Source organism: Streptomyces sp. NPDC005551 (assembly GCF_042871785.1).
Lineage (GTDB): Bacteria > Actinomycetota > Actinomycetes > Streptomycetales > Streptomycetaceae > Streptomyces.
On the sequence record NZ_JBIAJE010000008.1, the window covers coordinates 395,209 to 418,104 of the forward strand.

The 22,896-nt window shown below is 70.3% G+C and carries 27 protein-coding genes and 1 pseudogene; 22 read left to right on the forward strand and 6 right to left on the reverse strand.

Annotated features, from left to right (window positions below; genetic code table 11):
- Positions 1-306 precede the first annotated feature (306 nt).
- Entirely contained in the window at positions 307-744 is a 438-nt protein-coding gene (locus ACFYP4_RS24870; protein WP_003974483.1) for a hypothetical protein, read from the forward strand.
- Between the two features lie 150 nt (positions 745-894).
- Here the strand turns inward: ACFYP4_RS24870 and ACFYP4_RS24875 are convergent.
- The 4 genes and pseudogenes from ACFYP4_RS24875 to ACFYP4_RS24890 form a co-directional block, all read right to left on the reverse strand.
- Positions 895-999, reverse strand: a pseudogene (locus tag ACFYP4_RS24875) (flavoprotein); the annotation flags it as partial.
- On the reverse strand, positions 996-1,700 hold the full coding sequence (locus ACFYP4_RS24880; RefSeq protein ID WP_388788107.1) for a WbqC family protein: 705 nt from the start codon (positions 1,698-1,700) through the stop codon (positions 996-998). The pseudogene ACFYP4_RS24875 and the gene ACFYP4_RS24880, both read right to left, overlap by 4 nt.
- A 30-nt stretch (positions 1,701-1,730) precedes the next feature.
- Positions 1,731-2,420, reverse strand: a complete 690-nt coding sequence (locus tag ACFYP4_RS24885; protein WP_388788110.1) for a YdcF family protein — start codon at positions 2,418-2,420, stop codon at positions 1,731-1,733.
- Positions 2,417-3,460 (reverse strand): helix-turn-helix domain-containing protein, encoded by a 1,044-nt coding sequence (locus ACFYP4_RS24890; protein ID WP_388788113.1) that lies wholly within the window; start codon positions 3,458-3,460, stop codon positions 2,417-2,419. The genes ACFYP4_RS24885 and ACFYP4_RS24890 overlap by 4 nt, the downstream gene beginning before the upstream one ends.
- A 119-nt stretch (positions 3,461-3,579) precedes the next feature.
- Here ACFYP4_RS24890 and ACFYP4_RS24895 point away from each other — a divergent pair, with 119 nt between their 5' ends.
- The 13 genes from ACFYP4_RS24895 (at position 3,580) to ACFYP4_RS24955 (ending at position 14,393) form a co-directional block, all read left to right on the forward strand.
- Entirely contained in the window at positions 3,580-3,996 is a 417-nt protein-coding gene (locus ACFYP4_RS24895) for a hypothetical protein (protein ID WP_388788116.1), read from the forward strand.
- The gene (locus ACFYP4_RS24900) at positions 3,996-4,409 is read left to right on the forward strand and encodes a hypothetical protein (RefSeq protein WP_388788119.1); all 414 of its coding nucleotides are present in this window, start codon (positions 3,996-3,998) and stop codon (positions 4,407-4,409) included. The genes ACFYP4_RS24895 and ACFYP4_RS24900 overlap by 1 nt, the downstream gene beginning before the upstream one ends.
- Positions 4,406-4,642, forward strand: coding sequence for a hypothetical protein (locus tag ACFYP4_RS24905; RefSeq protein ID WP_388788122.1), 237 nt, complete (start codon positions 4,406-4,408; stop codon positions 4,640-4,642). The genes ACFYP4_RS24900 and ACFYP4_RS24905 overlap by 4 nt, the downstream gene beginning before the upstream one ends.
- Complete coding sequence (locus tag ACFYP4_RS24910; protein ID WP_388788125.1) at positions 4,630-4,770, forward strand: hypothetical protein; 141 nt, start codon at positions 4,630-4,632, stop codon at positions 4,768-4,770. The genes ACFYP4_RS24905 and ACFYP4_RS24910 overlap by 13 nt, the downstream gene beginning before the upstream one ends.
- Before the next feature lie 99 nt (positions 4,771-4,869).
- A complete protein-coding gene (locus ACFYP4_RS24915) occupies positions 4,870-6,030 on the forward strand; it encodes a radical SAM protein (RefSeq protein WP_388788128.1) in 1,161 nt (386 codons plus the stop codon).
- Positions 6,027-6,239 carry a hypothetical protein gene (locus ACFYP4_RS24920; protein WP_388788131.1) on the forward strand — a complete coding sequence of 71 codons (213 nt, stop codon included), beginning with the start codon at positions 6,027-6,029 and terminating at the stop codon, positions 6,237-6,239. The genes ACFYP4_RS24915 and ACFYP4_RS24920 overlap by 4 nt, the downstream gene beginning before the upstream one ends.
- A gap of 121 nt (positions 6,240-6,360) precedes the next feature.
- Positions 6,361-7,164: a phosphotransferase family protein gene (locus ACFYP4_RS24925; RefSeq protein WP_388788224.1), complete on the forward strand. Its 804-nt coding sequence runs from the start codon at positions 6,361-6,363 to the stop codon at positions 7,162-7,164.
- A gap of 315 nt (positions 7,165-7,479) precedes the next feature.
- Positions 7,480-7,668 carry a hypothetical protein gene (locus ACFYP4_RS24930; protein ID WP_388788134.1) on the forward strand — a complete coding sequence of 63 codons (189 nt, stop codon included), beginning with the start codon at positions 7,480-7,482 and terminating at the stop codon, positions 7,666-7,668.
- Positions 7,669-7,684: 16 nt separating this feature from the next.
- Positions 7,685-8,566, forward strand: a complete 882-nt coding sequence (locus ACFYP4_RS24935; RefSeq protein WP_388788136.1) for an RNA polymerase sigma factor — start codon at positions 7,685-7,687, stop codon at positions 8,564-8,566.
- A gap of 447 nt (positions 8,567-9,013) precedes the next feature.
- Positions 9,014-11,689 (forward strand): LuxR C-terminal-related transcriptional regulator, encoded by a 2,676-nt coding sequence (locus ACFYP4_RS24940; protein ID WP_388788139.1) that lies wholly within the window; start codon positions 9,014-9,016, stop codon positions 11,687-11,689.
- A 197-nt stretch (positions 11,690-11,886) separates the two neighbouring features.
- Complete coding sequence (locus ACFYP4_RS24945; RefSeq protein WP_388788142.1) at positions 11,887-13,539, forward strand: MFS transporter; 1,653 nt, start codon at positions 11,887-11,889, stop codon at positions 13,537-13,539.
- Complete coding sequence (locus ACFYP4_RS24950; protein WP_358851009.1) at positions 13,536-14,063, forward strand: hypothetical protein; 528 nt, start codon at positions 13,536-13,538, stop codon at positions 14,061-14,063. The genes ACFYP4_RS24945 and ACFYP4_RS24950 overlap by 4 nt, the downstream gene beginning before the upstream one ends.
- 132 nt (positions 14,064-14,195) lie before the next feature.
- Complete coding sequence (locus tag ACFYP4_RS24955; RefSeq protein WP_358851029.1) at positions 14,196-14,393, forward strand: hypothetical protein; 198 nt, start codon at positions 14,196-14,198, stop codon at positions 14,391-14,393.
- Positions 14,394-14,466: 73 nt separating this feature from the next.
- Here the strand turns inward: ACFYP4_RS24955 and ACFYP4_RS24960 are convergent, their stop codons facing one another.
- Positions 14,467-15,681: an amidohydrolase family protein gene (locus ACFYP4_RS24960; protein ID WP_388788228.1), complete on the reverse strand. Its 1,215-nt coding sequence runs from the start codon at positions 15,679-15,681 to the stop codon at positions 14,467-14,469.
- Between the two features lie 102 nt (positions 15,682-15,783).
- Here ACFYP4_RS24960 and ACFYP4_RS24965 point away from each other — a divergent pair, with 102 nt between their 5' ends.
- The 7 genes from ACFYP4_RS24965 to ACFYP4_RS24995 all read left to right on the forward strand — a co-directional run bounded on the left by ACFYP4_RS24965 (position 15,784) and on the right by ACFYP4_RS24995 (position 21,614).
- Entirely contained in the window at positions 15,784-16,251 is a 468-nt protein-coding gene (locus ACFYP4_RS24965; RefSeq protein ID WP_358851010.1) for a MarR family winged helix-turn-helix transcriptional regulator, read from the forward strand.
- Between the two features lie 129 nt (positions 16,252-16,380).
- Positions 16,381-16,848, forward strand: coding sequence for a PLDc N-terminal domain-containing protein (locus ACFYP4_RS24970; protein ID WP_358851011.1), 468 nt, complete (start codon positions 16,381-16,383; stop codon positions 16,846-16,848).
- A gap of 153 nt (positions 16,849-17,001) precedes the next feature.
- The gene (locus ACFYP4_RS24975) at positions 17,002-18,423 is read left to right on the forward strand and encodes a diacylglycerol/lipid kinase family protein (RefSeq protein ID WP_388788231.1); all 1,422 of its coding nucleotides are present in this window, start codon (positions 17,002-17,004) and stop codon (positions 18,421-18,423) included.
- Positions 18,424-18,744: 321 nt separating this feature from the next.
- On the forward strand, positions 18,745-18,948 hold the full coding sequence (locus ACFYP4_RS24980; RefSeq protein ID WP_003974279.1) for a cold-shock protein: 204 nt from the start codon (positions 18,745-18,747) through the stop codon (positions 18,946-18,948).
- A 282-nt stretch (positions 18,949-19,230) separates the two neighbouring features.
- The gene (locus tag ACFYP4_RS24985) at positions 19,231-20,820 is read left to right on the forward strand and encodes a DEAD/DEAH box helicase (protein WP_388788147.1); all 1,590 of its coding nucleotides are present in this window, start codon (positions 19,231-19,233) and stop codon (positions 20,818-20,820) included.
- 85 nt (positions 20,821-20,905) lie between these two features.
- Positions 20,906-21,295, forward strand: a complete 390-nt coding sequence (locus tag ACFYP4_RS24990) for a CBS domain-containing protein (protein ID WP_358851031.1) — start codon at positions 20,906-20,908, stop codon at positions 21,293-21,295.
- Between the two features lie 7 nt (positions 21,296-21,302).
- On the forward strand, positions 21,303-21,614 hold the full coding sequence (locus ACFYP4_RS24995; RefSeq protein ID WP_358851014.1) for an SCO5918 family protein: 312 nt from the start codon (positions 21,303-21,305) through the stop codon (positions 21,612-21,614).
- 71 nt (positions 21,615-21,685) lie between these two features.
- Here ACFYP4_RS24995 and ACFYP4_RS25000 read toward each other — a convergent pair whose 3' ends face one another.
- Complete coding sequence (locus ACFYP4_RS25000) at positions 21,686-22,060, reverse strand: hypothetical protein (RefSeq protein ID WP_358851015.1); 375 nt, start codon at positions 22,058-22,060, stop codon at positions 21,686-21,688.
- 483 nt (positions 22,061-22,543) lie between these two features.
- Between ACFYP4_RS25000 and ACFYP4_RS25005 the strand changes: the two genes are divergently transcribed.
- Positions 22,544-22,882, forward strand: a complete 339-nt coding sequence (locus ACFYP4_RS25005; RefSeq protein WP_358851016.1) for a MerR family transcriptional regulator — start codon at positions 22,544-22,546, stop codon at positions 22,880-22,882.
- Positions 22,883-22,896 lie beyond the last annotated feature (14 nt).

Sequence of the window (22,896 nt, forward strand, 5' to 3'; positions counted from 1 at the left end):
CGGGTTGCGCGGCGGGGGTCGCGCGGCCTAGAAAAGCAGTCGGGTGGAGATATGCATCGCGGTGGCGGACTGGGCGAGGGGACCGATGACCTCGGTCCTCGGCGTGCCCGGCGGGGGAGGCACCGGCGCGAGGCGGAGGAAGCCGCCGAGTCACGACAGGCACAGGCGCAGGGTCAGGGTTCACAGGGTTCACAGGGTTCACAGGGCGAGCCTGAGCGGATCGAGCAGTCGGCCCGTATGGACGGTATGGACTACACGGACCGTGGAGCAGACCGGCTCAGGGCAGGGAGCGGGAATGGTGGCCGGGTGGGGGTGACGTACAAATACTTCGGCGCGCCCGACGGCGCGACGGCAGCGCGGGTCCCGATCTCGATGCGCCCCGAGGAACTCGGCGGTGACGAGCTCGGGATGAACGGCATGTTCACCAAGATCAAGCCGGAGACGATGGCCGCGATGGTCCTCACCGGCATCGAGGGCGTCCCCCTGCACAAGGTGCCTCCGCTGGAACTCGTCGTCCTCCACCCCGACTACGCCGTCGTCAAGCTCCCCATGACGGTCGTCGACCCGCTGCGCGGCATAGGCGAGGAAGCGGTGGGTGCGGCCGCCTTCATCTGGTCGACGGTCCCGGACCGCGGAGGCCCCCGCGACGCGTTCAACGTCTACCAACTGCTGCACGAGTGGCAGGACTTCTCACATCGGCTGCATGAGGCGGGGCATCAGCCTTATTGCCTGGTGTGGCCCTGAGCTGGGGTTTCGCTGGTAGCGGGCGAGGTCTGGGACGCGGCACCAGCGGCGACAAGTGATGGGATCCGTGACGTCAGGTAGAGCCGTTCCGTCTCAACCTCGGGCAAGGTCTGCGGTGGCGACGACTCCGACGTCCCAGTCCCGTTCCTACGCGGCGGTGATCAGCTCGCCGACATCATCGGCTATGCCGCACGCGCAAACGACGACGTACAGGAAGGGCTTCTTGGCCGGTTCTTTGGTGGTGGGCTCGGTCACGCGTGGGCTCCAGGATGGTGGGCTTCTCGTTGGGCGGCCAGCTGATCGGCCAGCGCATCGGGCCCGATCTTGCTTAGGGCCCACAGGCTGCTGGATCGACGTGCCCACCGCCAGAGCGGGTTGTCCACCGGGGTGTGGAAGGGCAGCACGGGAATGCCGTGGGCGTCGAATGGACCAGCGTCGAGATAACGCAGGCCACCGGTGCCGCACAGATAGTGGGTGCTGCCGGTGGCTGCCGCGAGGTCGGCGAGGCGCTCGGAGCGGCCTTGCCGGGTTGGGATCTCACTGCTGTCCCGCACCTTCCCCGACCAGCCGAGAGCGCTGAGCAGGGCGATCGTCGATGACCTCGCCAGGTCGGCCACACGGTCCGACTCGTCGAGCACGTCCAGTACCTCGGACACAGCACCCCAGTAGGCGCTGCGGCCGTAGTACTGGCGGACGAGAAGCTGGACCGTCCGGCGCGAGCGACGCGGATCAACGAGCCGTGCCTGGCTGATCAGCGACGGGCGCCCGTGGGGAAGGTGCGTCGGGAGCGTGAGCCACTGCTGTCGGGATGGATCGTCCAGGGCGGCGAGACGGGCGCGGTGCTGGTAGTCGGCCGGGCGAACTGCACGTCGTCCAGGACGACCCACAGGTCGGCGGAGAACAGCTTCGCCAGCGTGGACAGCCGGGGAAACAGGCTCGGTTGGTGGATCGCGCACAGCCCGTACGACGCATCGGCGCTGGGCGACTCAGGTGCTGATGAGGCGGCTGTCGAAGCCGGCGCCCAGGAGGCGCTCGTAAGCGTCATACACATCCCCCGGTACGTCCTGCTCGACGGCGAAGCCGAGCTTCGGGTACTCGATCACCCGTTGCAGGTCACCGACGAGCATGTCGACGACGAGCTTCTCGTCGCCGATGGACTTGATGTAGTCGTCCAACTCCAGCGGCTCGGAGGCGCACACGACCTCAGTATCGGGCCACAGCTCGCGGCAGGTCGCATACGAGCGGCGCTCCATGTACGGCTTGGAGATCAGCAGCAGCGACTGCACTTCCACCCCGGCCTCGGCCAGCAGTTCGCGGGAGAAGGTGATGTTCTGGCCGGTGTTTGCGGCCTTCGACTCCACGATGATCGCCTCGTCTGGCACCCCCAGGCTCAGCGCATGCTCGCGGTAGTGGACGGCCTCGCCGCGCGGGAAGCGAGCGCGGGTGGTGGGGCTGTTGCCGCCGCTGAAGACCACGACCGGGAAAAGGCCAGCGCGATAAAGGTCGACCGCAGTAGTCGCGACCCCGAGGTCGTGGCTGCCCAGGCCGATCGCCGCCGAGCAGGGCCGCAGCTCGTGGCCCATCTGGTGGTAATTCCAGATCAGCGTCGCGTCGTGGAACTGCTCGTCGGTGATCTGGCGCTGCTGGTGCTCCGGCACTGGCACTCCCTGGCTCATCCTTGCTGGCCCTTTCGGATGCCCTCAATACTGCGCAGCTGGTGGCTCAGCCCGTACTGCCGGGCCACCTGTGCCGCCTGATCGAGGACGGACAGCCCATCATTCCGGGTCGCCGCATCCGACAGAAGGATGTGCCCGTACGCGGTGTCCAGCCTCACCCGCTGCATCGGGGAGTCGACCGTGCCGGTGGTGCGCGCGATGTCGATGTAGTGCAGTGCCTGCTTCAGGTCGCCGGCACCGCGACAGGCCAGGGCCAGCTTCTGGTGGGCGACCGACCAGTCCTCCGGCTCGCACAGGTCCTCGAAGGCACGAGTGGCGGCCGTCATCGCGTTGGTGGCGTACTCGTTGTCGCCCACCTTGCTCAGCGCGGTACCCACCCACAGCTGCGCCCTGGCACGGTCACGTCGGCTCAGGCGCTGGTCCCCGGCGAGGAGTTCGTAGTGGCGAGCGGAGGATTCCAACTCGCCCGACATCTCCTGAACGACGGCCAGGGACAGCTCGATCTGAGCCACCCGGCGTGGGATGTCGAGCTCGGTGAACATGCCCCGAGCGGTCAGGTAGGAGTGGCGGGCGGAGAGTGGGCCGAGGATCGCCCCCTGATCGCGCTGGAGGTCGCCCAGGAGCACGAGGGAACGGCCGTACAAATAGAGACCCTTGTCGTCCAGCTGCTGGGGTGCACGGCTACCCAACCACCGGTTCAACAGGGTTGAGGCGAACTGGAAGTCCTGACGGCTGATGCAGACAACAGCGCGCTCGATGTCCTCGGTCCAGGTCTCGTAGTCCGCCGGCCGCGCGCTCTTCCGCTCAGGGAACAGCATTGCCTCGAAGCGGGCTTGGGCGGCGGAATCCGCCCGTGCGAGTGCGGTGTCGAGGATGGCCTGTGTGTCCGGTCGGGGCTGTGTCTCCGCGCCGAGGCTCTCCCACTTCGCAACCGTGCGCAGCGCGACACCGAGGTGCTCAGCGAAAGCGCGCGTGCTCATACGCAACGCGGCGCGCAGGGCGCTCGCCTCCCGACCTGTCCATTGCTGCACGCTGACCACGGATGACCTCCCTCCGTCACGTATGGAAGCACTGTCGGTGACGACGTGGGGAGGGAAGTGCAACGGAAGTACAACAGCAGTTCATTTCGAGGCCGTTCACGACGGCCGACGCTATGGGCATGGACGACGACCTCATCACCGAACGCCACCCCGTCGCCTTCCCCCAGGTCTTCGGCTACCTGCGTCACGTCACCGGCGGCCTACCCCGCCATACGGCTCTCGTCGACTGCCTCACCGAATACTGCGACCGGCACGAACTAGCCTTGTGCGGCGTCTTCACCGACCGCGACGTCACAGTGATCGTCCGCTCCCCCGCCTTCGTCGGTCTGCGCGACGCGCTCGAACTCCCCGATGCCTACGGGGCCGTGGTTCCGGCTCTCAGCCACCTCGGCCCGAAGGACCTCGGCACCGAGCGCGAGCGGCAGATAACAGCAACAGGCGCTCGTCTGATTGTGGTCCGCCCTCTCACGCCGACCACGCGATCCGCCTCTTCGCTCAGCGCAAGCCAAAGTCTTCGGCCGCAGGGAGGTGTGTGATGTCCGTGCGTGACGCGTTGCGAAGTGCGCCCATGGTGAACGACGTGCCGGGACTGCGGCTACTGAAGGTCGGCGACGGCTGGGACGTCGTGCGCACCTCGGCCGAGATCGGCCTCTTGGCTCTGGCCTACCTGCGCGCCACCGGTGCCTCCGTCGGCCCCGTGCTCTACGACAGGCCCAACGGGCGTCTCTACTACGCCGTCCCGACCGGCTCCGAAGCCAGCTGGGACGAGCTGCCGGTACGGCACCTCTCCACCGACTCCTGGCTCGTCGCCCCCGGCCTGGAACTGCTCGACGGCTGGTTCGGCGGGTGGTGCGAGCTACCCGACGACGACACCCTCACCGACACGCATGCCCTCCGCGCTGCTCTCCAGCACCCTTACGTCGCCACAACTCTGGAGTCGGTTCGATGACCAGCCGCGCGATCATGTGCCGCAAGCGGTGGACCATCCAGCCCGACCGGGAACCCGACGCCGAGCCCACCACGTACGCGATCCAGTGCGCGGTCTGTGGCGAAACCTCACTGTCCGGCACCGACTTCGCCGAACCGCAGAGCTGGGTGTTCACGCATGGTGGCCGCAACCCCTCACACCATACGTACCGGGAGATCATCACCCGCCCGTGGAGGGCCTGGTGGAAGCCGTGAGCCGCCGTGTCGCCGCTCAGGTATCCAGAGCCGCCCGCTACGCCGGCCCATTGCTGATCGTGCTCGTGTCCGCCTCGTGCGGCTTCGTGATCGGCGTGGCCGCCTCGACCGCACGGATCACGCCCTGACTCGCGCTTGGAGAAGGGGTTCACCGGCCGAGCGGGCGGCCAACCTGATCGCCGCCCAACACCAGGCCCGACCAACCGCACCCACCTCGTGGAGGTCCCATGATCGAGACGAACACCAGCGCCAAGAGGCTGAGGCCCAAAGCAGCTCCGCAGCTCCTGGCCAGCCCGTTTCTCGCCCAGTACCTCCTCGTCCAGCCCGGCCGGGCGGCCGGCGTGCGCATCCCGGAGGTCCGCTACGAGGAGCTGCGAACTGCGGGCGCTGAAGGCCGATCCGTCCCGGTCTGGCTGGCCGACGCGGCGAGGGATGCGTGGGGGACCGAGCTGCCCTCGTCGCCGGTCGGCGACGTCGTCCTCGTCCGCGAGCGGTCACGGTACGGGTACGGCAAGGCGTCTTGGGAGATCAACCTCGGCTGCGACTACGACTGCGAGTTCTGCTACCTCGGGGAGAAGCGGTTCGAGGGCCTGGACTGGGCCGGTAAGCAGACGCTGCTCCAGGCACTGAGGGACGCCGGCGTCCTGTGGTTGCAGATCACAGGCGGTGAGGCGCTGATCGACCGAGAGTTCGGCGCGGCGTACGAGTACGCCCACCAGCTCGGGATGATGGTCCAGGTCTCGTCCAATGGCTCCTCGCTGCGGAAGCAGCCGATTCGGGACCTGTTCGCCCGCCACCGGCCGTACCGACTGACCCTGAGCGTCTACGGAGCCACCGCCGAGACGTACGACAAGGTGACGCGGAACCGCGGGGCGTTCGGCCGGTTCCGGAAGGGCCTGGACGCCGCCCGCGAGGACAGGCTGCCGGTCCGCCTGAACGTGATCGTCTCGGACGGCAACGCGCACGAGACAGACGCGATGGTGCGCCTCTCGAAGTCGTACGGCTTCCCTCACCAGGTCTTCACGAACATGTCGCCCACGATCGACGGCGAGGCGAACCCACTGGCGACGCAGGCACTGAGCCATCTCAAGGCACGCAGCGTCTTCACCGGCTGCAACGCCGGCCACACGTTCTTTCACGTCAACCCGCACGGCATCGCGTCGATCTGCAAGGTCGGCCGTGACCCGAGCGTGAACCTCATCACCGAGGGCGTCGAAGCCCTCCCCCGACTCGGCGCAGTCGCCGAGTCCCTACAGCTCCGCACCGGTGGATGCTCCGGCTGCACGAAGGTCGGCACGTGCCGCACATGCCGACCGCTGGCCAGGCTCTACCAAGAGGCGGGGGACCGACGAGAGCTCTACTGCCAACATGGAGGTTACGGATCATGACTCCGCCCACCGCAATCCTGACCCCGCCCAGCGAACCGGTCATGCTCACCATCGGCCGACGCCCGGCGGATAACCCGACCAGCGCCCTGCCGGTGCCGCTGACCGCCGCGTCGATCAAGGACGACGAGTTCCAGATCCTCGCCGACCTGGACGAGGCCGCCGAGGGCGCCGAGTGCAGCTGTTCGGCCGGTGACGACCAGCCCTACTAGATCCACCACGGGTGGCGCCCGTACCGCCCGCTCGTTCCACCCCCTCAGTGCCGCCCCGGCCGTACCCTGGCCGGGGCGGCACTCCCCGTACCCGAGCACCCCGGAGGAACCGCGCGTGTCCATGTCCCGCATCCCCTTCGAGAGGCTCCCCGCCGACGTCCGCCGAGCCGTCGCCGACAAGAGCGGCGCCGTCCATCAGGCGGCCACCGCGCCGGGCGGCATGAACTCCGGCATCGCCTCCGTCCTGGAGACCGAAAGCGGCAGGGTCTTTGTGAAGGGCATCCCGACCGACCACCCCCAGGTCGGTGCACAGCGTCGCGAGGCGGCCGTCGCCCCATACCTGCCGGAATCCTCTCCACGCCTGTACTGGCATCTGGAGTTCGGCGGTTGGAGCTTGCTCGGCTACGAGGTGATCGACGGCCGCCACGCCGACTACACGCCAGGCTCGCCCGACCTGCCGCTCGTGGAAGCCGCGCTCGTCGAACTGCAGGACGTTACAGCACCCGCCGACATCGAGATCAAGGACGCCGTCGACCGGTGGGCGGACTACGCACCGCCAGGTACGACGCACTACTTCGAGGGCAACACCCTCCTGCACACCGACTTCGCCCCCGACAACGTCCTGATCACCGGTGCCCGCGCACGAATCATCGACTGGGCCTGGCCGACGCGAGGGGCGGCATGGATCGACCCTGGCGCACTTATCCTCCAGCTCATGGACGCCGGGCATTCCATGGAGGAGGCCCTCGCCTTCGCTAGTCGGTTTCCGTCCTGGAAGGACGCAAGGGCCGAGGCACTCTCGGCGTTCAGCTTGGCCACGGCGGCACTGTGGCAGGAGATTGCTGAAGTGGAGCGGACACCATGGAAGTTGGGGATGTCGAAGCGGGCGGCGGATCTCGCGCGCGTCCGGGACTGGGTCCTGTAGACGTTAAGTAATCCGCCCACCCGAGGTGCCCGCTCCCCAAGCCACGAGGGCGGCATCGCCCTCACCGGAACCATCAAGGCCACCGTGACGTCCCGTCCCGCGCCCAACTTTCCGCCGCCGACCGAAGTGTCCCGCCCACGTGCCTGCTGCGTCCGAGCCGAGTCGTCAGCTCACGTGTGCTGACCCCGGCCGTGGCCGAACAGGAAAAATTCTCCGGCCTTGTCATGAGATCGGGCCTGCCGCGCCTCTTCAGACGTGTACAGCCTCTGCCCTGGACCACAGAGCGGGAGGCCGCTAACTATGAGGAGGTGTTCCGTGGAGATCGCGGGCGCATTGTTGTCCATCGTCGTCGTCCTGGCTCCGAGTCTGAAGGGGTGGGTGGACAGCGTGTCCTACCGCAATCGGGTGGAGGCGAGAGCAGCTCTGATTGAGGCCAAGCGTCAGCAAGGGGATGACGACGGCGGCGCAAAGCGGTTCGGCAAGCGGGGGCAGAACCGTGTCTGACAGACCGGAGGCCCAGGTGACTGAAGCCCTGGAATCTCTGTATCGGGATCATCGTGGTGAGATGCAGGGGCTTGCGCGCCGGCTCCTGGCCGAGGAGCGGCTGCCGGAGTCCGTGCTGTCCGCCGAGGACGTGGTGCAGACCGCATTTGCCAAGGTTTTGCGCGCCCCTGAACAGATCCACGATCTCCGCGCTTATCTCTACGCCGTGATACGCAGCGACGTACGGGCCACAAGCCGCCGGAACCGACGGCGCGCGGTCTTGGCCGCACTGCCCGCCTGCCAGGCACAGTCGGCGGACGGGCAGGTCGCGGACTTCAGCGACCTGGTTGCCAATCGCGTGGCTGTGTACAGAGCCTTGTACGACCTACCTGCGCAGCAGCGAACCGCTGTATGGGCGACCAAGGCGTTGGAGTACACGCACGCCGAGACAGCCGAGGCTATGAACAGGAGGCCGGGGACGGTCGCCACTCATGTCGTGCGCGCGGTGGCAGCGCTCCGAATCCATCTGGCTGCCCTGCTGGTGGTAGGCATCATGGCGCTCTCCCTCGCAGGGAGCCGCCTCCTCAAGAGGATGCAACCCCCAGCAGGCAGCCCTCAAGACCCCCTGCTGCAGGCTCCGTCAGCCTCAGCGTGGATCTACGGGGCCGTAGGTTGTCTCCTCATCTCCGGCCTGGCCAGTTGGGCGTTCAGGTTGTGGACACGCCGCCGACAGGCCGTCGAAGATGGAGGGACATTCGCACCGCGCCCCATCATGGACCGGATCCGGGAATCGTTCAGGGAGCGCCGGTACAACCGCGCAGTCTCTCGGAAGCCGCAGCGACGAATACCCATGCCCGAGGACGACCTTCCCGAGTACGAGGGAGTCGTGCGTACGCGGACGCGCCTCCCCGGCAGATAGAAAGGACCACACGCTCGTGCGGAACTGAGGGCACATCCAGGGCACATGAGCCTGGGAAACGGCGTTGACCTGTGAGAACTACCGAGAGGAGTTTTCCCAGGTCAACGCGCATTTCCTTGCAAACCGCAGGTCAGCGGCCTCACATCACCAATCGCTGCACGAGTGGCAGGACTTCAGCCACCGGTTGCATGAGGCGGGGCATCAGCCGTATTGCCTGGTGTGGCCCTGACACCGGGCCGCAACGTGTTCGGGCGGGGTCTTCGGACCCCGCCTCTTGTATGTCCCCGACGGATCGCCGGACGGCCGCCGCGCAGCCCTGCCATGGACCCCGCCGCTGGTGAGGCGGCCGACGCGGGCGGCATCCCATGCGCCGGGGCCGGAGAGCTGGGATGCTGGGGAGGAAAGCGCTGCCCATGACGTGGCCCTGGTGAAAAGGGCGGTGAGCGCGTGGCTGAAACCTACGACAGCGCCCAGGGACCGGCCGTTCCGGCCGTTCCGTACGCCGACCCCATGGGAGACCCGTATCTGCGTGCCCGGTTCGCTCTTCCCGCGAGGCCGGTCGCGTTCCTGCCGCGTCCGCGGCTCGTCGACCATCTCGACCAGGCCCACCGCACGCCGTTGACGCTGATCAACGGTCCGGCCGGGGCAGGCAAGACCCTGCTGGCCGCCGACTGGGCCGGCGGACTGCGCGGGCCGGTCGCCTGGCTCAGCGCCGAAGCGGCGGACCGGCGGCCCGGCGTCTTCTGGGCGTACGTCCTGCAGTCCCTACGGGCCTGCGGCGCTCTGGCACCGGACGCGGTGGGGTCCCCGGTGGACGGGGCCGGGGTGGACCGCGGGCTCCTGGCCGCGCTCGCCGCCGAGCTGAACGAACGCGACCGGCCCGTGGTCCTCGTCCTCGACGCGTACGACTGCGTGACCGCCCCGGAGGTCGCGGAACAGCTGGAGTTCGTCCTGCACCATGGCGGACGGGGGCTGCACCTCGTCCTCGTCACCCGGACCGAGCCGCTGCTTCCGCTGCATCGTTACCGGGCGGCCGGCGAACTGACGGAGATTCGCGCCGCCGAGCTGGCCTTCACCCCGGAGGAGGCCGCCGCGCTGCTGGAGTTGCACGGCCTGAGTCTTCCGGTCCCCGCCGCCCGCGCCCTGGTGGACCGCACCCGGGGCTGGGCCGCCGGTCTGAGCCTGTCCGCCCTGGCTGCCCGGGAGAGCGCAGACCCGGAGCTCTATCTGAAGGAGTTCGAGGCCGCCCGCAGTACGGTCGCGGACTTCCTGCTCGCCGAGGTCCTCGAGGGACAGCCGGCGGAGACGCAGGACCTCCTGCTGCGGGTCAGCGTGCTGGAGCGCTTCTGTCCCGAGCTCGCCGACGCGCTGACCCTCCGCGGTGACGCCGGGCCTGTGCTCGCCGGGCTGCACCGCGCGAACGCGTTCGTCGAGCACGTGGGGCACTCGTGGTACCGGCTCCATCCGCTGTTCGGGGAGATACTCCGGGTCCACCTGCACGTGCGACTGCCCGGTCTCGAACCGGAACTACACCGGCGTGCCGCGCGATGGCTGCGCCGGTCGGGTCTCCTGCCGGAGACACTCGCCCACGGTGCCGCCGCGGGCGACTGGGACCTCGCCGCGGGCGCCCTCGTCGAGGACCTGGCGATCGGGCAGTTCTTCACCGGTCTCAGCTCTGGTGACCTGGTGCGATTGTTCTCCCGGATGGGCCCCGAGGCCGGGAGCCCGGCGACGGACCTCGTGCGCGCGGCCCGTGACCTGTCACGGCGCGACCTCGATCATGGGCTGGAACGGCTGCACCGCGCGGAGGCGGGGCTGGCCGACGGCGCGCCCGGTCCCGCGGCAGCGCTGCTGAGCTGTGCGCTGCTGGAGGCGCTGGCCGCCCGGCTGAGCGGGTGTCCCGGGCAGGCCCAGAGAGCCGCCGAAGCGGCCGAGGGGCTGCGGCGGGAAGTACCGGAGCACCTTCTGGAGGCCCATCCCGAACTCACCGCCCTGCTGCTGACCCACGTGGGCTCGGTACGCCTGTGGGCCGGCCGCTTCGAGGACGCGCGCGCGGCCCTGACCGCCGTGGTCGCCACTCCCGGCGGGGCCGGCATCGTGCTGCCGCGAGAGGAGTCGCTGGGGCACCTGGCCCTGCTCGACTACCTGAACGGCTGGCTCGGCCGGGCGGAGCACAAAGCCCTGGCGGCGGTGGCCGAGTCGGAGCGGGCCGGTCTGCCCCAGCCGTCCGGTTCCGGTATCGGGCGGCTGGTCCTGGCGGCCGTGGCAGTCGACCGCCACGAGCTGGACCCGGCGCAGGCCCTCCTCGACGAGACGGCCCGGCTCACGTCGGACACCCGGGACCCGGTTCCGGCGGCGGGACGCGCCCTGGCCACGGCCCGCCTGCTGCTGGCCCGGGGCCGGACACGGGCCGCCGTCGAGGCGGCGGACCCGGCCGTCCCGACCGCCGTGGTTTCACCCTGGGCGGCCGGCCACCAGGCCCTCATCGTCGCCGCCGCCCACCTGGCCGAAGGGCGGCCGGACAGAGCCGTCGAGATGCTCGGCACGGTGTCCGGCGACCAGCCGGTGTGTGCCGCGGAGGCCGCGGCGATCCAGCTCGCGACAGGGCGTCCCGGAGCGGCGATGGACCTGCTCGACAGCATCCGCGCCGAGGGCCGGACCGGTCCGGTGGTGACCGTGGGCGCGGCACTGGTGAGGGCTCGGGCCGCAGCGGAGGCGGGAGACACCGCCACCGCCCGTAGGCTCGTGACGCAGGCGCTCCTCGACGCCCGGCGCGAGCGGCTACGGCGTCCGTTCCTCGAGGCCGAAACGTGGATCCGGCCCCTCCTGGCCACGGCGCCGCTGCACGGGCTGGCGGCGGGCTGGCTCACGCCCGGCCCGCCCCACCGCGGTGAACCGGCCGGGCCGCGGCGGCCCCCGCATCTCGTCGCGGTGGAGCTGAGCGGACGTGAGCGAGACGTCTTGGAGCAACTGGCCCGGATGATGTCGACAGAGGAGATCGCAGCCGAGCTCTTCGTGTCGGTGAACACGGTGAAGACCCACCTCAAGAGCGTCTACCGGAAACTGGCGGTGAACCGGCGGAGCGAGGCCGTGCGCCGGGCGCGCGACTTCGGGCTGCTGTGAAGGGCGCGCCGGTGCCAGGGGCGGCGCCCGCACTCCCCCGTACGGCGGCATTTCCCGCCGGAGCCGGCTCCTTCCCCCGCGGCGGGTGAGGCACGGGGCACGTGTCTCGGGTCTGATGGACGGAGCGGCGGGCGTGCGCCGGCCGCCGTCCGGCTGACCTCACCGGCGTGCCGGGCCGACCTCCGCGAGGTGGACGCGTGAAGCACTGGCGGGCTCTGGCCGTGCTCGGTACGGCCCAGTTCCTGATGGTCCTGGACACCTCCGTCATGAACGTCTCCATCAGTCAGCTGGTGGCGGACTTCGACACGGAAGTCACCGCCATCCAGGCCGTCATCACCCTGTACGCGCTGGTCATGGCGGCGTTCATGCTCATCGGAGGGAGGTTCGGGGACATCCTGGGGCGCCGCCGCATGTTCCTCCTGGGACTGGCCGTCTACGGCGCGGGGTCGGCCCTGACCGCCGTGGCGCCCACGCTGTGGGTCCTCACGCTGGGCTGGTCCGTCATCGAGGGGCTGGGCGCCGCCATGGTGCTGCCGGCCATGGCCGCCCTCGTGGCGGAGTCGTACCGCGGGAAGGACCGGGCCGTCGCCTACGCGGTCATCGGCGGGCTCGCCGGCGCCGGAATCGCGGTCGGCCCGCTCCTGGGCGGCTGGGTGACGACGTATCTGACCTGGCGGCTGGTCTTCGCCGGTGAGGTCCTCGTCGTCGTGGCGATCCTGCTGTGCCACCGGGTGATCACGACACCCGCCAGGACCGGGCCGCGGCCCCGGCTGGACGTGGTCGGAGCGGTGCTCTCCGCGTCCGGGCTGGGGCTGGGCGTGCTCGGGGTGCTGCAGAGCAGCACGTGGGGGTGGGTACAGCCGCGCAACCCTCCCTTCACCGTGCTCGGCTTCGCCCCGACCCTGTTCGTCGTGGGCGCCGGGGTGGCCGTCCTGACCGCCTTCCGGCACTGGGAAGGCCGGCGGGAGCGCCAGGGGGCCGACCCCCTCGTGCACCTGTCACTGCTGGGCAGACCCGTCCTGCGGTCCGGTCTGCTGACACTGCTGAGCCAGAACCTGATCCTGCTGGGGCTGTTCTTCACCATCCCGCTGTATCTCCAGGTGGTGCAGGGTTTCGATGCCTTCCAGACGGGGCTGCGTCTGCTCCCGGTGTCCGTCACCATGCTGGTGACCTCCCTGTGCGGGTCCGCGCTGGGGCGGGTGATGGGGCCCCGCCGGGTGGTCCGGCTGGCCCTGCTGATCCTGGCGGCGGCCGTCGGCTGGTTGCTGACCACCGTCGACCCGGTCATCGACGACGCGCAGTTCGCCGGAGCGATGGCCGTGCTGGGCGTGGGCGTCGGCCTGCTCGCCTCGCAGCTGGGCAACGTCGTGCAGTCCGGTGTCGGCGAGGAGGAACGCAGTGAGGCCGGAGGCCTCCAGTTCACGGCGCAGAACCTGGGCTCGGCACTGGGCACCGCACTCATCGGATCGATCCTCATCGGCGCGCTGGCCCACGCCTTCACCACCCGGGTGCAGGAGGACCCTCGGCTGTCCGAGCAGGCCCGCGAGCAGGTCGGCGTCGCTCTCGAAGCCGGCGTCACGTTCGTCCCCACCGAGCAGGTGCGCTCCGCGGCCGAGCGGGCGGGGCTGCCGCCCTCCGAGGTCGACGCCGTCACGGACTCCTACGCCTCGGCGCAGCTGAACGGCCTGAAAGCGGCGATCCTGGCCACCGGCGGCGTAGCCCTCGCCAGCTTCCTGGTCACCCCGCACCTGCCGACCGGCCGGGAAAGCCGTCCGCGGCATCGGGGCGCCGGTGCCGCTCCCGCGGAAGAGCCGGGGCGGCGGGACGAATCCGGCGGGCGTCGACGATGACCAGGGCCAGGACCGGTCCGGCCACCGCCGGTGGGATGCGCCGGGAGGAACGCCGTGCGCACGCGGACTACACCGGCGGTGTCTACGGATCCATGCTCGCGGCCTCGGTGGTGCTCGGCGCCGGCTCGCTGGGCACGTTCCCCCGCACCGAGCTGGTGCTGTTGCTGCTGCTCACCGGCGTGGTGTTCTGGGTGGCGCACGTGCACGCCCAGCTGTTCGGAGCGCGCCTGGCGCAGCACGGTTCCAGCCGCCGGGTCGTGCTGCGCGTGTGCCGCGAGGAATGGCCCATCGTCAAGGCCACCGTTCCGCCGGCCGTCGCGGTGGCCGTCAGCCCGCTCCTGGGCATGGACGTGCGAGGCGCGCTCTGGCTGGCCCTCTCGGTCGCCGTGGCGGGCCAGGTGGGCTGGTCCGTGGCCGCGGCACGCCGCGCCGGTGCTTCGCCGCGGCTTATTGCCGTCACCGCATCGGTCAACCTGCTGCTCGGCCTGCTGATCATCTCCTTCAAGATCTTTCTGACGCACTGAGGAGGAACTGGTCGCGGGTGGCCGCCGGCCGGTCACCTGCACGGGGCGAACAGCGAACACCGGAGGAACCCCGGGACGGACGCCGGGCCGCGAGGGCGTCGCCCGTCCGGGAGGTCCGTGGAAGGACAGCTTGTGCGCTACGAGATCCGGGTGGAGGGACACCTGTCGGAAACGCTGGCCCAGGCCTTTCCGGAACTGGGCCACGTGGTGATGTCCGGCCAGACCGTCCTGTTCGGCCCGGTCGTGGACGAGGCACACCTGTACGGGCTGCTGGCACGCTGCCAGTCGCTGGGCCTGCGCGTCGTGGAGATGCGGCAGCTGCCGGGCTAGGGCCTGTCTGACAATCCCCGTCTGCCTCCCTCCGCGCGACGACGGGAATTGTCAGACAAGCCCTAGGGGGCGGTCATGCCGCCAGGCGGGTGCCTCGGCGCCAGACGGCACGGGTGTTGAGGGTGTCGCCGATGTTGCTGGTCGGGTCGCCGTCGACCAGCAGGAGGTCGGCGCGGAGGCCCTCGGCGATACGCCCCCGGTCGCTGAGGCGGAAGCGGCGGGCCGTGGTCGCCGTGGCCGCGCGCAGGGCCCGTGCGGGTGTGAGGCCGGCCGACACCAGGTACTGCAGTTCGTGGTGCAGGCTCGCTCCGTGTGCCAGGCCCCCGAAGAACGTCTCGGGTATGGAGACGTCGCTGCCGGCCAGCACGTCGACACCGGCCGCGTCCAGCGCGCGCACGGTGTCGTACACGTCGTGGAGCTTGCCCTGCGGGTAGCGGTTGAAGCTGGAGCGCAGGGTCCGGTCCCAGGCGGCGTCGAGGCGGGCGGCGACCCGGGGGTCGTCGGCGAGTTCACTGCCGGTGATCCCCATCATCGAGGCGTTGAGGGTGACGCAGGGGATGACGAACGTGCCCGAGTCCTTGATCAGGCTGATGATCTCGGCGGTGTGCGGCTGGTCCATGAACACGTGGGTCAGGCCGTCGACGCCGGCCTCGACGGCCGTCCTGGTGGCCTCCAGGGTCAGCGCGTGGGCGACGGTCAGTGCGCCGTACTTCTTGGCCTCGGCGACACCGGCGCGCACGGTGGCGCGGTCGAGCACGGGCAGCCCGGGGTGTCCCTCCACGCTGCCGTCGTCGATCATGAACTTGATGTAGTCGGAGCCCCGGGCGAGGAGCTGCGGCACGAAGGCGGCGGCCTCCTCGGGAGTGGTGGAGAACGGCATCAGGGGCATCACCGGAGGAAGGTCCCACTTGGGCCGGAACCCTTCGGGCATCAGCTCGCTCGGGTGACCACCGGGCGGTGTGATGGCGAAGCCGGAGGAGCGCACGTCGGCCTGGGTGTCGTCGTCGGTGACGGCCCCGCGGTTCTCCCGGGTGTTCATCCCCTGCATCTCCAGTTCGGTCGTCACCCCGAACCGCAGGGCCAGCGCCAGGGAGCCCGGGGCGGAGTGGACGTGGGCGTCGATGAGTCCCGGCAGCAGTGTGGCGCCGCTGCCGTCGACGATCTCGCTGCCCTCGGGAGCGTCGCCGCCGACGCGGGCGATCCTCCCGCCGTCGATGACCACGGTCCGCACGCCGACCGCCTTCTCCCCGTCGAAGATCTGCGCGTTGGTGATCGCGGTGAGCGCCATGGCGGTCCGCCTCATTTCCTAGCTCGTTCACGATTTACATACCTGATGCTATGCACTTATCCAGTGGTATGCAAACGTCCCGGCCGGGCCTAGACTCGGCACATGAGCAGCACGCCCTCTTCCGAACAGCCCCCCGACGATCCGGCGCTGGATCAGATCGGCCCGGCGCTGTCCCGTCTGCGGCGACGCACACCGGCATCGAGCAAGGACCTCTCCCGCAACCTCGTGCTCAACGTCATCGCCGACGCCCCGGGCGAGACGACCGTCGGCGGGCTCGCCGCCGAGATGGGCGTCGCGCAGCCGGTGGCCAGCCGGACCGTCGCGGCCTGCATAGCGGACGGTCTGCTGCGGCGGGCCGCATCCCAGTCCGACGGACGCCGCACCGTGCTCGAACTCACCGAGCACGGCGAGGCCGAACGCAACCGCTTCGCCGCCGAACAGCGAGAAGCGTTCCTGGAGATCACCGTCGCCTGGTCACCGGAGGAACGGACCCAGTTCGCACGGCTCCTGACGCGATACGGGGCCGACGCCACCGCCTGGTCCAGGAAACAGACCGCAACCCGCGAGTGAACGAGCAGCGCGCCGAGACCGGGTCAGTCATCCGCGCCGGGTGAGGCGCACGGCGCTCGCCGCGGGCACGCTGAGGGGACAAGGAAGCCCGAACGGCTGCCGGGAGCGGTCCCGGGACGGAGGACGGACATGAGTGCGCAGACCACGTATCTGGCGTACGACTACCCGCTGCTCAACGCCTTCTGGACCATGCTCCTGTTCTTCCTGTGGATCATGTGGTTCGTCCTGCTCTTCCGGATCGTCACCGACATCTTCCGGGACGACCGGATGAGTGGGTGGGCGAAGGCCGGCTGGCTGGTGTTCTGCCTCGTCGTGCCCTTCCTGGGAGTGTTCGTCTACGTGATCGCCCGCGGCAGGAACATGGGCCGCAGGGAGGTGGCCCAGGCGAGGGCCCAGCAGGAGGAGTTCAACTCGTACATCAGGCAGACCGCGGCCGGCGTCGGGCCCAGCAGCGTGGACGAACTCGCCAGGCTGTCGGAGATCCGCGACCGGGGCGACATCACGGACGACGAATTCCGCAGGGCGAAGGAACTGGTCCTGACCGGTCACGCTCCGGCGGCCCACACGGGCTCGACCGCCGGCACCCCCGGGCGCTGAACAATCCGCCGCGGGACCCCGCCGCTGAACACCGCCCGCGACGGAGCCAGGTGCGGGACGAGCCCGGCACATGGCCGGCACCACCCCGCACGGCACAGGAGGACGGTCCCGGCCCGAACCCGGGCCCACGAGGAGAGGGGCCGACAGTTGGGACTGCACCCCAGGCACACCGGAGCATCGGACGCGGCAGCGACCGCGGCCCCGCGTGAGGGAAGTACCGGACGGGCCCGCATCGCCGTGCTGGCCCTGCTGGCGAGCGTCCTGGTGCCGCTCGTCGCCGCCGGTCTGCACAGCGTGCTGTGGGTGCTGGTGGGCGTCGGCGGGGTGGCACTCGCCGCCGTCGGGCTCTGGTGGACCCTGGCGCACACCGGTGTGCTCCGTGCCCTCGGAGCCACCCTGGCGGTGACCGCCCCGCTCACGGTCCTCGCCCTGTACGCCGCGTTCGGCGTCCTGGGACCGGTCCTGATCTCCCTGGCCCTGTGGCTGCTGGCCGTCACGGCGGCACGTACGGCCCTCGCCTCCGGGCGATCCGGGGAGAAAGCCGTCAGCGAGAGGCCCCGCGCTCCCTGGATCCTCATGAACCCGTACTCCGGCGGCGGCAAGGTGGACCGTTTCCAATTGGTGGAGAAGGCCCGGGCGGCGGGCTGCCGGGTGGCCCTGCTCACGCCGGGCCGGGACGTCACCGAGCTGGCCCGGCAGGCCGTCACCGAGGGAGCCGATCTGCTGGCGGTGGCGGGCGGTGACGGCACCCAGGCACTGGTGGCCGAGGTCGCGGCACGCCACGACCTGCCGTTCGTAGTGATCCCGGCCGGCACCCGCAACCACTTCGCCCTCGACCTCGGCCTCGACCGCGACGATCCGGCGTCGGCCCTGAAAGCCCTGGTGGACGCGGTCGAACTCCGGATCGACCTCGGGTACGCGGCGGACCGGGTCTTCGTCAACAACGCCTCGTTCGGAACGTACGCGTCCGTCGTTACCGAACCCGCCTACCGGGACGCCAAGGCACGCACCACCCTGCGCACCCTCCCCGGCCTCCTCACCGGCGAGGACGCGCCCCGGCTCCGAGCGCGGGCCGACCGGAGACACCTCGACCGGCTCCAGGCACTGCTCGTCAGCAACAACCCCTACGGACGCGCCGTCGACGCGGCCCGTCCGGGGCGCAGGCAGCGGCTGGACTCGGGGCTGCTCGGCGTGGTGTGCGTACGGATCGGCAACACCGTCGAGGCGGCGCGCGTGGTGCGCGGTTCCCGCTCGGGGGGACTGGTCCGGCTGAGCTGCCGGGAAGTCGTCGTCGAGGGCGACACGGACACCATCCCGGTCGGCATCGACGGGGAGCACGTAGCCCTTCCCTCACCCGTCGTGTGCCGCAGCGTGCCCGGGGCACTGCGGGTCCGCGTGCCGCGCCGACGGCCCGGTGCGCCTCGGGCGGGCGGGTCCATGGCCGACTGGCCTCGTGTGGCCCGGCTGGCGCTGGGCCGCCGTTCCCCGGCGGGGGACGGGACGGGCCCTCTGGCCCGGGAGTCTCGTGGCGACGGTGGCAGCCGGCCCGGGGGACGCGCCGCGGAATCGCCGTGACCGGCACCTTCGGCCCAAAGACTCCTCTTCGCGCCGACAATATCTGTGCCGGCGATACAAGAATTGGCCGTAACACGCCGTGAGGATTTCACGTCCGCCCGGCGGAAGGGAATTACTTAGCGTGCATGCCGGGGCCGGACGTGCTACTGTCGGTCAAAGTTGAAGTTGTGATTCCCAAAAATTCAAGCGCCCCCGGCGGCTCGAACGCGCCGGGTGGGAAGTGCTTTTGTATTTCCGGTCATTTCCGGACGGGGCAAATCATCGCGACAACACGGAGTCCGCACAGTGCGAATTCCGGGAATGCCCCGAAGGAGATTTGACATGGCTACTGGTACCGTGAAGTGGTTCAACGCGGAAAAGGGTTTCGGCTTCATCGAGCAGGACGGTGGCGGCGCTGACGTCTTCGCCCACTACTCGAACATCGCCGCCCAGGGCTTCCGCGAGCTGCTGGAAGGCCAGAAGGTGAACTTCGACATCGCGCAGGGCCAGAAGGGCCCGACCGCCGAGAACATCGTTCTCGCCTGACGCGACGCTCACTTCGCAGCTGGGGCCCGCACCTTGGGGTGCGGGCCCCAGCTCGTTGCCGCTCGCTCCCGGAGCGCGGCGGCCGTGCATGAAATCCTCCCTCCTGTCGTGGAATCTTCTCCGCGACACGGTCTGAGGACTGTTATCCAAAAGGCGCAGGCCCCGGGTTCCTCTCCGCGGCTGGATTCGCCTCCGTTTTTCACTGGGCGCGTCCTCGCGATTCTCCGTGCTGCTTTTCATGCCGGGAATTCCTTGATGCGTGCCGCGTCATGGAAGGTCCCCTTGAACCGCACTCGTACGAACACCCGCTCCACCACCGCCCGCAATCGCGCCGGTGCCGCCGCCGCGAGCAGGGGCGGCGCGCGCTTCGGTACGGCCTACGCCGGCCGCAGCGGCTCCAGCACCTCCGGCCGCACCGGTGGCCCGAGCCGCTCCAGCGCCCCGAGCCGTTCCGGCGGCTACGGACGCCGGTCCGCCCCGCAGGGCGAGTTCGCACTGCCGGTGACCGTCACCCCCGCACTTCCCGCCGTCGAGGCGTTCGCCGACCTCGACATGCCGGCGCCGCTGCTGGCCGCGCTGACCGCGGAGGGCATGACCACCCCGTTCCCCATCCAGGGGGCGACCCTGCCGAACTCGCTGGCCGGCCGTGACGTGCTCGGCCGCGGCCGCACCGGCTCCGGCAAGACGCTCGCCTTCGGCCTCGCCATGCTGGCCCGCACCGCCGGCCGGCGCGCCGAACCGCGCCAGCCGCTGGCCCTGGTCCTCGTGCCCACCCGTGAGCTGGCCCAGCAGGTGACGGACGCGCTCACCCCCTACGCCCGTTCCGTGCGGCTGCGGCTGACCACGATCGTCGGCGGGATGTCGATCGGCCGTCAGGCCGGCGCGCTGCGCTCCGGCGCGGAGATCGTCGTCGCCACCCCCGGGCGCCTGAAGGACATGGTCGACCGCGGCCACTGCAGCCTCGACCAGGTCGCCGTCACCGTCCTCGACGAGGCCGACCAGATGACGGACATGGGCTTCATGCCGCAGGTCACCGGCATCCTGGACCAGGTGCGTCCCGACGGGCAGCGGATGCTGTTCTCGGCGACCCTGGACCGCAACGTCGACCTGCTGGTCCGCCAGTACCTGTCCGACCCGGTGGTCCACTCCGTCGACCCGTCGGCGGGCGCGGTGACCACCATGGAGCACTACGTCCTCCACGTGCAGGGTGCCGACAAGCAGCGCACGACCACCGAGATCGCGGCCCGCGACGGCCGCGTGATCATGTTCCTGGACACCAAGCACGCGGTGGACCGGCTGACCGGGCACCTGCTGGAGAACGGCGTCCGCGCCGCGGCCCTGCACGGCGGCAAGTCCCAGCCCCAGCGCACCCGCACCCTGGCCCAGTTCAAGACCGGGCACGTGACGGTGCTGGTGGCCACCAACGTCGCGGCACGCGGCATCCACGTCGACGACCTCGACCTCGTGGTGAACGTGGACCCGCCGAGCGACCCCAAGGACTACCTGCACCGCGGCGGCCGTACCGCCCGGGCCGGCGAGTCCGGCAGCGTGGTCACGCTGGTGACGCCCAACCAGCGCCGCGAGATGAGCCGCCTCGTGACCGCCGCGGGCATCGTCGCCCACACGGCGCAGGTACGGTCCGGCGAGGACGAGCTGAACCGGATCACCGGTGCCCAGGCCCCGTCCGGGATCCCCGTCGTCATCACCAACCCGCCCGCGGAGCGCTCCCGGCGCAGCACGTCCTCGTCGCCCCGTGGCCGCCGGAGCCGTACCGGCCAGGACGGCCGCGGCACCCAGGGCGCGCGTGCCGGACAGGCTCCGCGCCGGTCGTCGGCCCAGCGGCCGCCGGCCGCCTTCGACGCGGCCGCCTGAGGTTCCTCGTGCGCCGGCGGACGCGCTCGTCCGCCGGCGGGCGCGGTCGTCCGTCATCCCCTCTTCGCAGGAGACACCTTTGACGCTGGTTGACACACAGTCGCGACCGACGGATTGCGCCGTCGGGCATACGGCCGCCCCCCAGGAGGCGTCCGCACCGCACGTCCGTGACGACATGACCGTCGAGGTCGCCCTGTCCGTCATGGCGAGTGCCCGTACCGGCCATCTGCTCATCTGCGACGAGGACGACCAGCTCACCGGCCGGGTCACCCGCGCCCGGCTCACCATCGTCCGCGAGAGCCCCGGTTACACGGACCGGGTCCGCCTGCGGGACGTCTGCGAAGACCACGCGAGCCGCCCGGGACACCCGGGCCCCGCATGCCAGGGAGACCGCGGGGACCGCGGAGCGACCCCGGCCTCTCCGACCGCCCGGCGTCACCCGGGCGGACCGTTCTCCTTCTCCCTCTCCCTGTGAGGCCCTCATGCGCTGCATCATCGCCCGTTTCCCGTTCGACCTCTCCAAGGCCTCCGTGCTGGAATCGATGAAGGGCGTCAAGCCCGAGCCGATCACGGGCGAGTCCGTGATCGTCGGCCGCCGGCACTACCCCGTCAAGCAGGTGGGCCAGGTCGTCACCCGGCAGGACCGCCGCGACTTCACGGCCGCCGAGGTCACCCGCGCCATGACCCAGCTCGGCTTCACGTGCCGTCCCTACCTGCCCGAGGCCGCGCCCGAGAGCGCCCTCTCCCCGTTCGAGAACGCGTCGGTACTGCTGGGTGCCCCCGCGGCCGTGTGACCCGGACAGCATCACGATGAGGGCCCCGCCGGCATGTGCCGGCGGGGCCCTCATCGCTGTGCTCGGTCGGCTCAGTGGTCGGAGTAGCTGAAGTCGCCGACCGTCCAGGCGGTGACGTCCTGGATCGCGACGCGGTACATCCCCCCCGTCTCGGGGATCCCCATGGTGCCCTGCAGGATGCGGGCGACGTGGAAGTGCAGATGGGTGGGCTTCTCCCCGGGGCCGGAGGGGCTCTGCTCCTCGCCCCCCGTGAAGATGGCGGAGAACGGGCCCAGCTGGTCCGAGTCCACCAGAACCTCCGCCACCCGCTGCCGCCATACGGCCTCGGGGGCCAGCCGGCCGGTGATGACAGCGCCGCCGGAGACCACGGTCAGGGACATCTGCGTGCTTTTCTCGGCCTCCACCAGGGCGGCGATGCCGATGAGGAGTTCGTCAGGGTTCGACATGAGTGCGGATTCTATGCAGCGGCCCGGCCGCGCCCCACCCTGGACCGGGGAAAACGTGCACGCCCCACAAAACCGCGGCCGCGGGCTCGGCAAAATCTACTCTGACGGGAGTAGACATTGCCCGGCTGCCTGGCTACGATTTCTTGCGTAGTCACAGTCGAGCAAGACCCGGCAGACACGAACTGCCTGGTAGTCGTACCGGTTTTGGCACATGCAAGATCCAGCGAACGGACGGAGGACCTGACGCCATCAGGATCGCCCGGGCGTGAGACGGATTCGGCTCGGGTACCGCAAGACCCCGGAACGGAAGGTGGTCCCCGGTCACGCATCCACGATCCCCGCTCCTCGGCCCCTCTCCCGGGCCGGACGGCGGTAACAGAAGGTCGGCACCGCGATAGGGCCGACAGATGGTGTTGAATTTCCTTCGGGGCCCTGGTGCCGTACGGCGCCAGGGCCCCTCGAGGCGTTGTACTACGAGGTGAGATGACAGCAGACAACCCGCTCGGTAATCGTCTGGACGACGACGACTACCCCGCGTACACCATGGGACGGGCCGCCGAGATGCTCGGTACGACGCCCGGATTCCTGCGTGCCATCGGCGAGGCCCGCCTGATCACGCCGCTTCGCTCGGAGGGCGGCCACCGGCGCTACTCGCGCTACCAGCTGCGGGTCGCCGCCCGGGCGCGCGAGTTGGTCGACCAGGGCACGCCCATCGAGGCCGCCTGCCGCATCGTCATCCTGGAGGACCAGCTCGAGGAGGCCCAGCGCATCAACGCCGAGTACCGCCGCTCCGCGGCCGGCTCGCCGAAGGCCGCCCACTGACTCCGGGGCCGTCG

What these genes read in the sequence shown, in the direction of transcription:
- ACFYP4_RS24895 (WP_388788116.1), top strand. Translation starts at nt 3,580, where the DNA reads ATGGACGACGACCTCATCACCGAACGCCACCCCGTCGCCTTCCCCCAG.
- ACFYP4_RS24995 (WP_358851014.1), top strand. Translation starts at nt 21,303, where the DNA reads ATGCGCTGCATCATCGCCCGTTTCCCGTTCGACCTCTCCAAGGCCTCC.
- ACFYP4_RS24980 (WP_003974279.1), top strand. Translation starts at nt 18,745, where the DNA reads ATGGCTACTGGTACCGTGAAGTGGTTCAACGCGGAAAAGGGTTTCGGC.
- ACFYP4_RS24970 (WP_358851011.1), top strand. Translation starts at nt 16,381, where the DNA reads ATGAGTGCGCAGACCACGTATCTGGCGTACGACTACCCGCTGCTCAAC.
- ACFYP4_RS24965 (WP_358851010.1), top strand. Translation starts at nt 15,784, where the DNA reads ATGAGCAGCACGCCCTCTTCCGAACAGCCCCCCGACGATCCGGCGCTG.
- ACFYP4_RS24950 (WP_358851009.1), top strand. Translation starts at nt 13,536, where the DNA reads ATGACCAGGGCCAGGACCGGTCCGGCCACCGCCGGTGGGATGCGCCGG.
- ACFYP4_RS24905 (WP_388788122.1), top strand. Translation starts at nt 4,406, where the DNA reads ATGACCAGCCGCGCGATCATGTGCCGCAAGCGGTGGACCATCCAGCCC.
- ACFYP4_RS24925 (WP_388788224.1), top strand. Translation starts at nt 6,361, where the DNA reads ATGTCCCGCATCCCCTTCGAGAGGCTCCCCGCCGACGTCCGCCGAGCC.
- ACFYP4_RS25000 (WP_358851015.1), bottom strand. Translation starts at nt 22,060, where the DNA reads ATGTCGAACCCTGACGAACTCCTCATCGGCATCGCCGCCCTGGTGGAG.
- ACFYP4_RS24960 (WP_388788228.1), bottom strand. Translation starts at nt 15,681, where the DNA reads ATGGCGCTCACCGCGATCACCAACGCGCAGATCTTCGACGGGGAGAAG.
- ACFYP4_RS24915 (WP_388788128.1), top strand. Translation starts at nt 4,870, where the DNA reads ATGATCGAGACGAACACCAGCGCCAAGAGGCTGAGGCCCAAAGCAGCT.
- ACFYP4_RS24920 (WP_388788131.1), top strand. Translation starts at nt 6,027, where the DNA reads ATGACTCCGCCCACCGCAATCCTGACCCCGCCCAGCGAACCGGTCATG.
- ACFYP4_RS24900 (WP_388788119.1), top strand. Translation starts at nt 3,996, where the DNA reads ATGTCCGTGCGTGACGCGTTGCGAAGTGCGCCCATGGTGAACGACGTG.
- ACFYP4_RS24885 (WP_388788110.1), bottom strand. Translation starts at nt 2,420, where the DNA reads ATGAGCCAGGGAGTGCCAGTGCCGGAGCACCAGCAGCGCCAGATCACC.
- ACFYP4_RS25005 (WP_358851016.1), top strand. Translation starts at nt 22,544, where the DNA reads ATGACAGCAGACAACCCGCTCGGTAATCGTCTGGACGACGACGACTAC.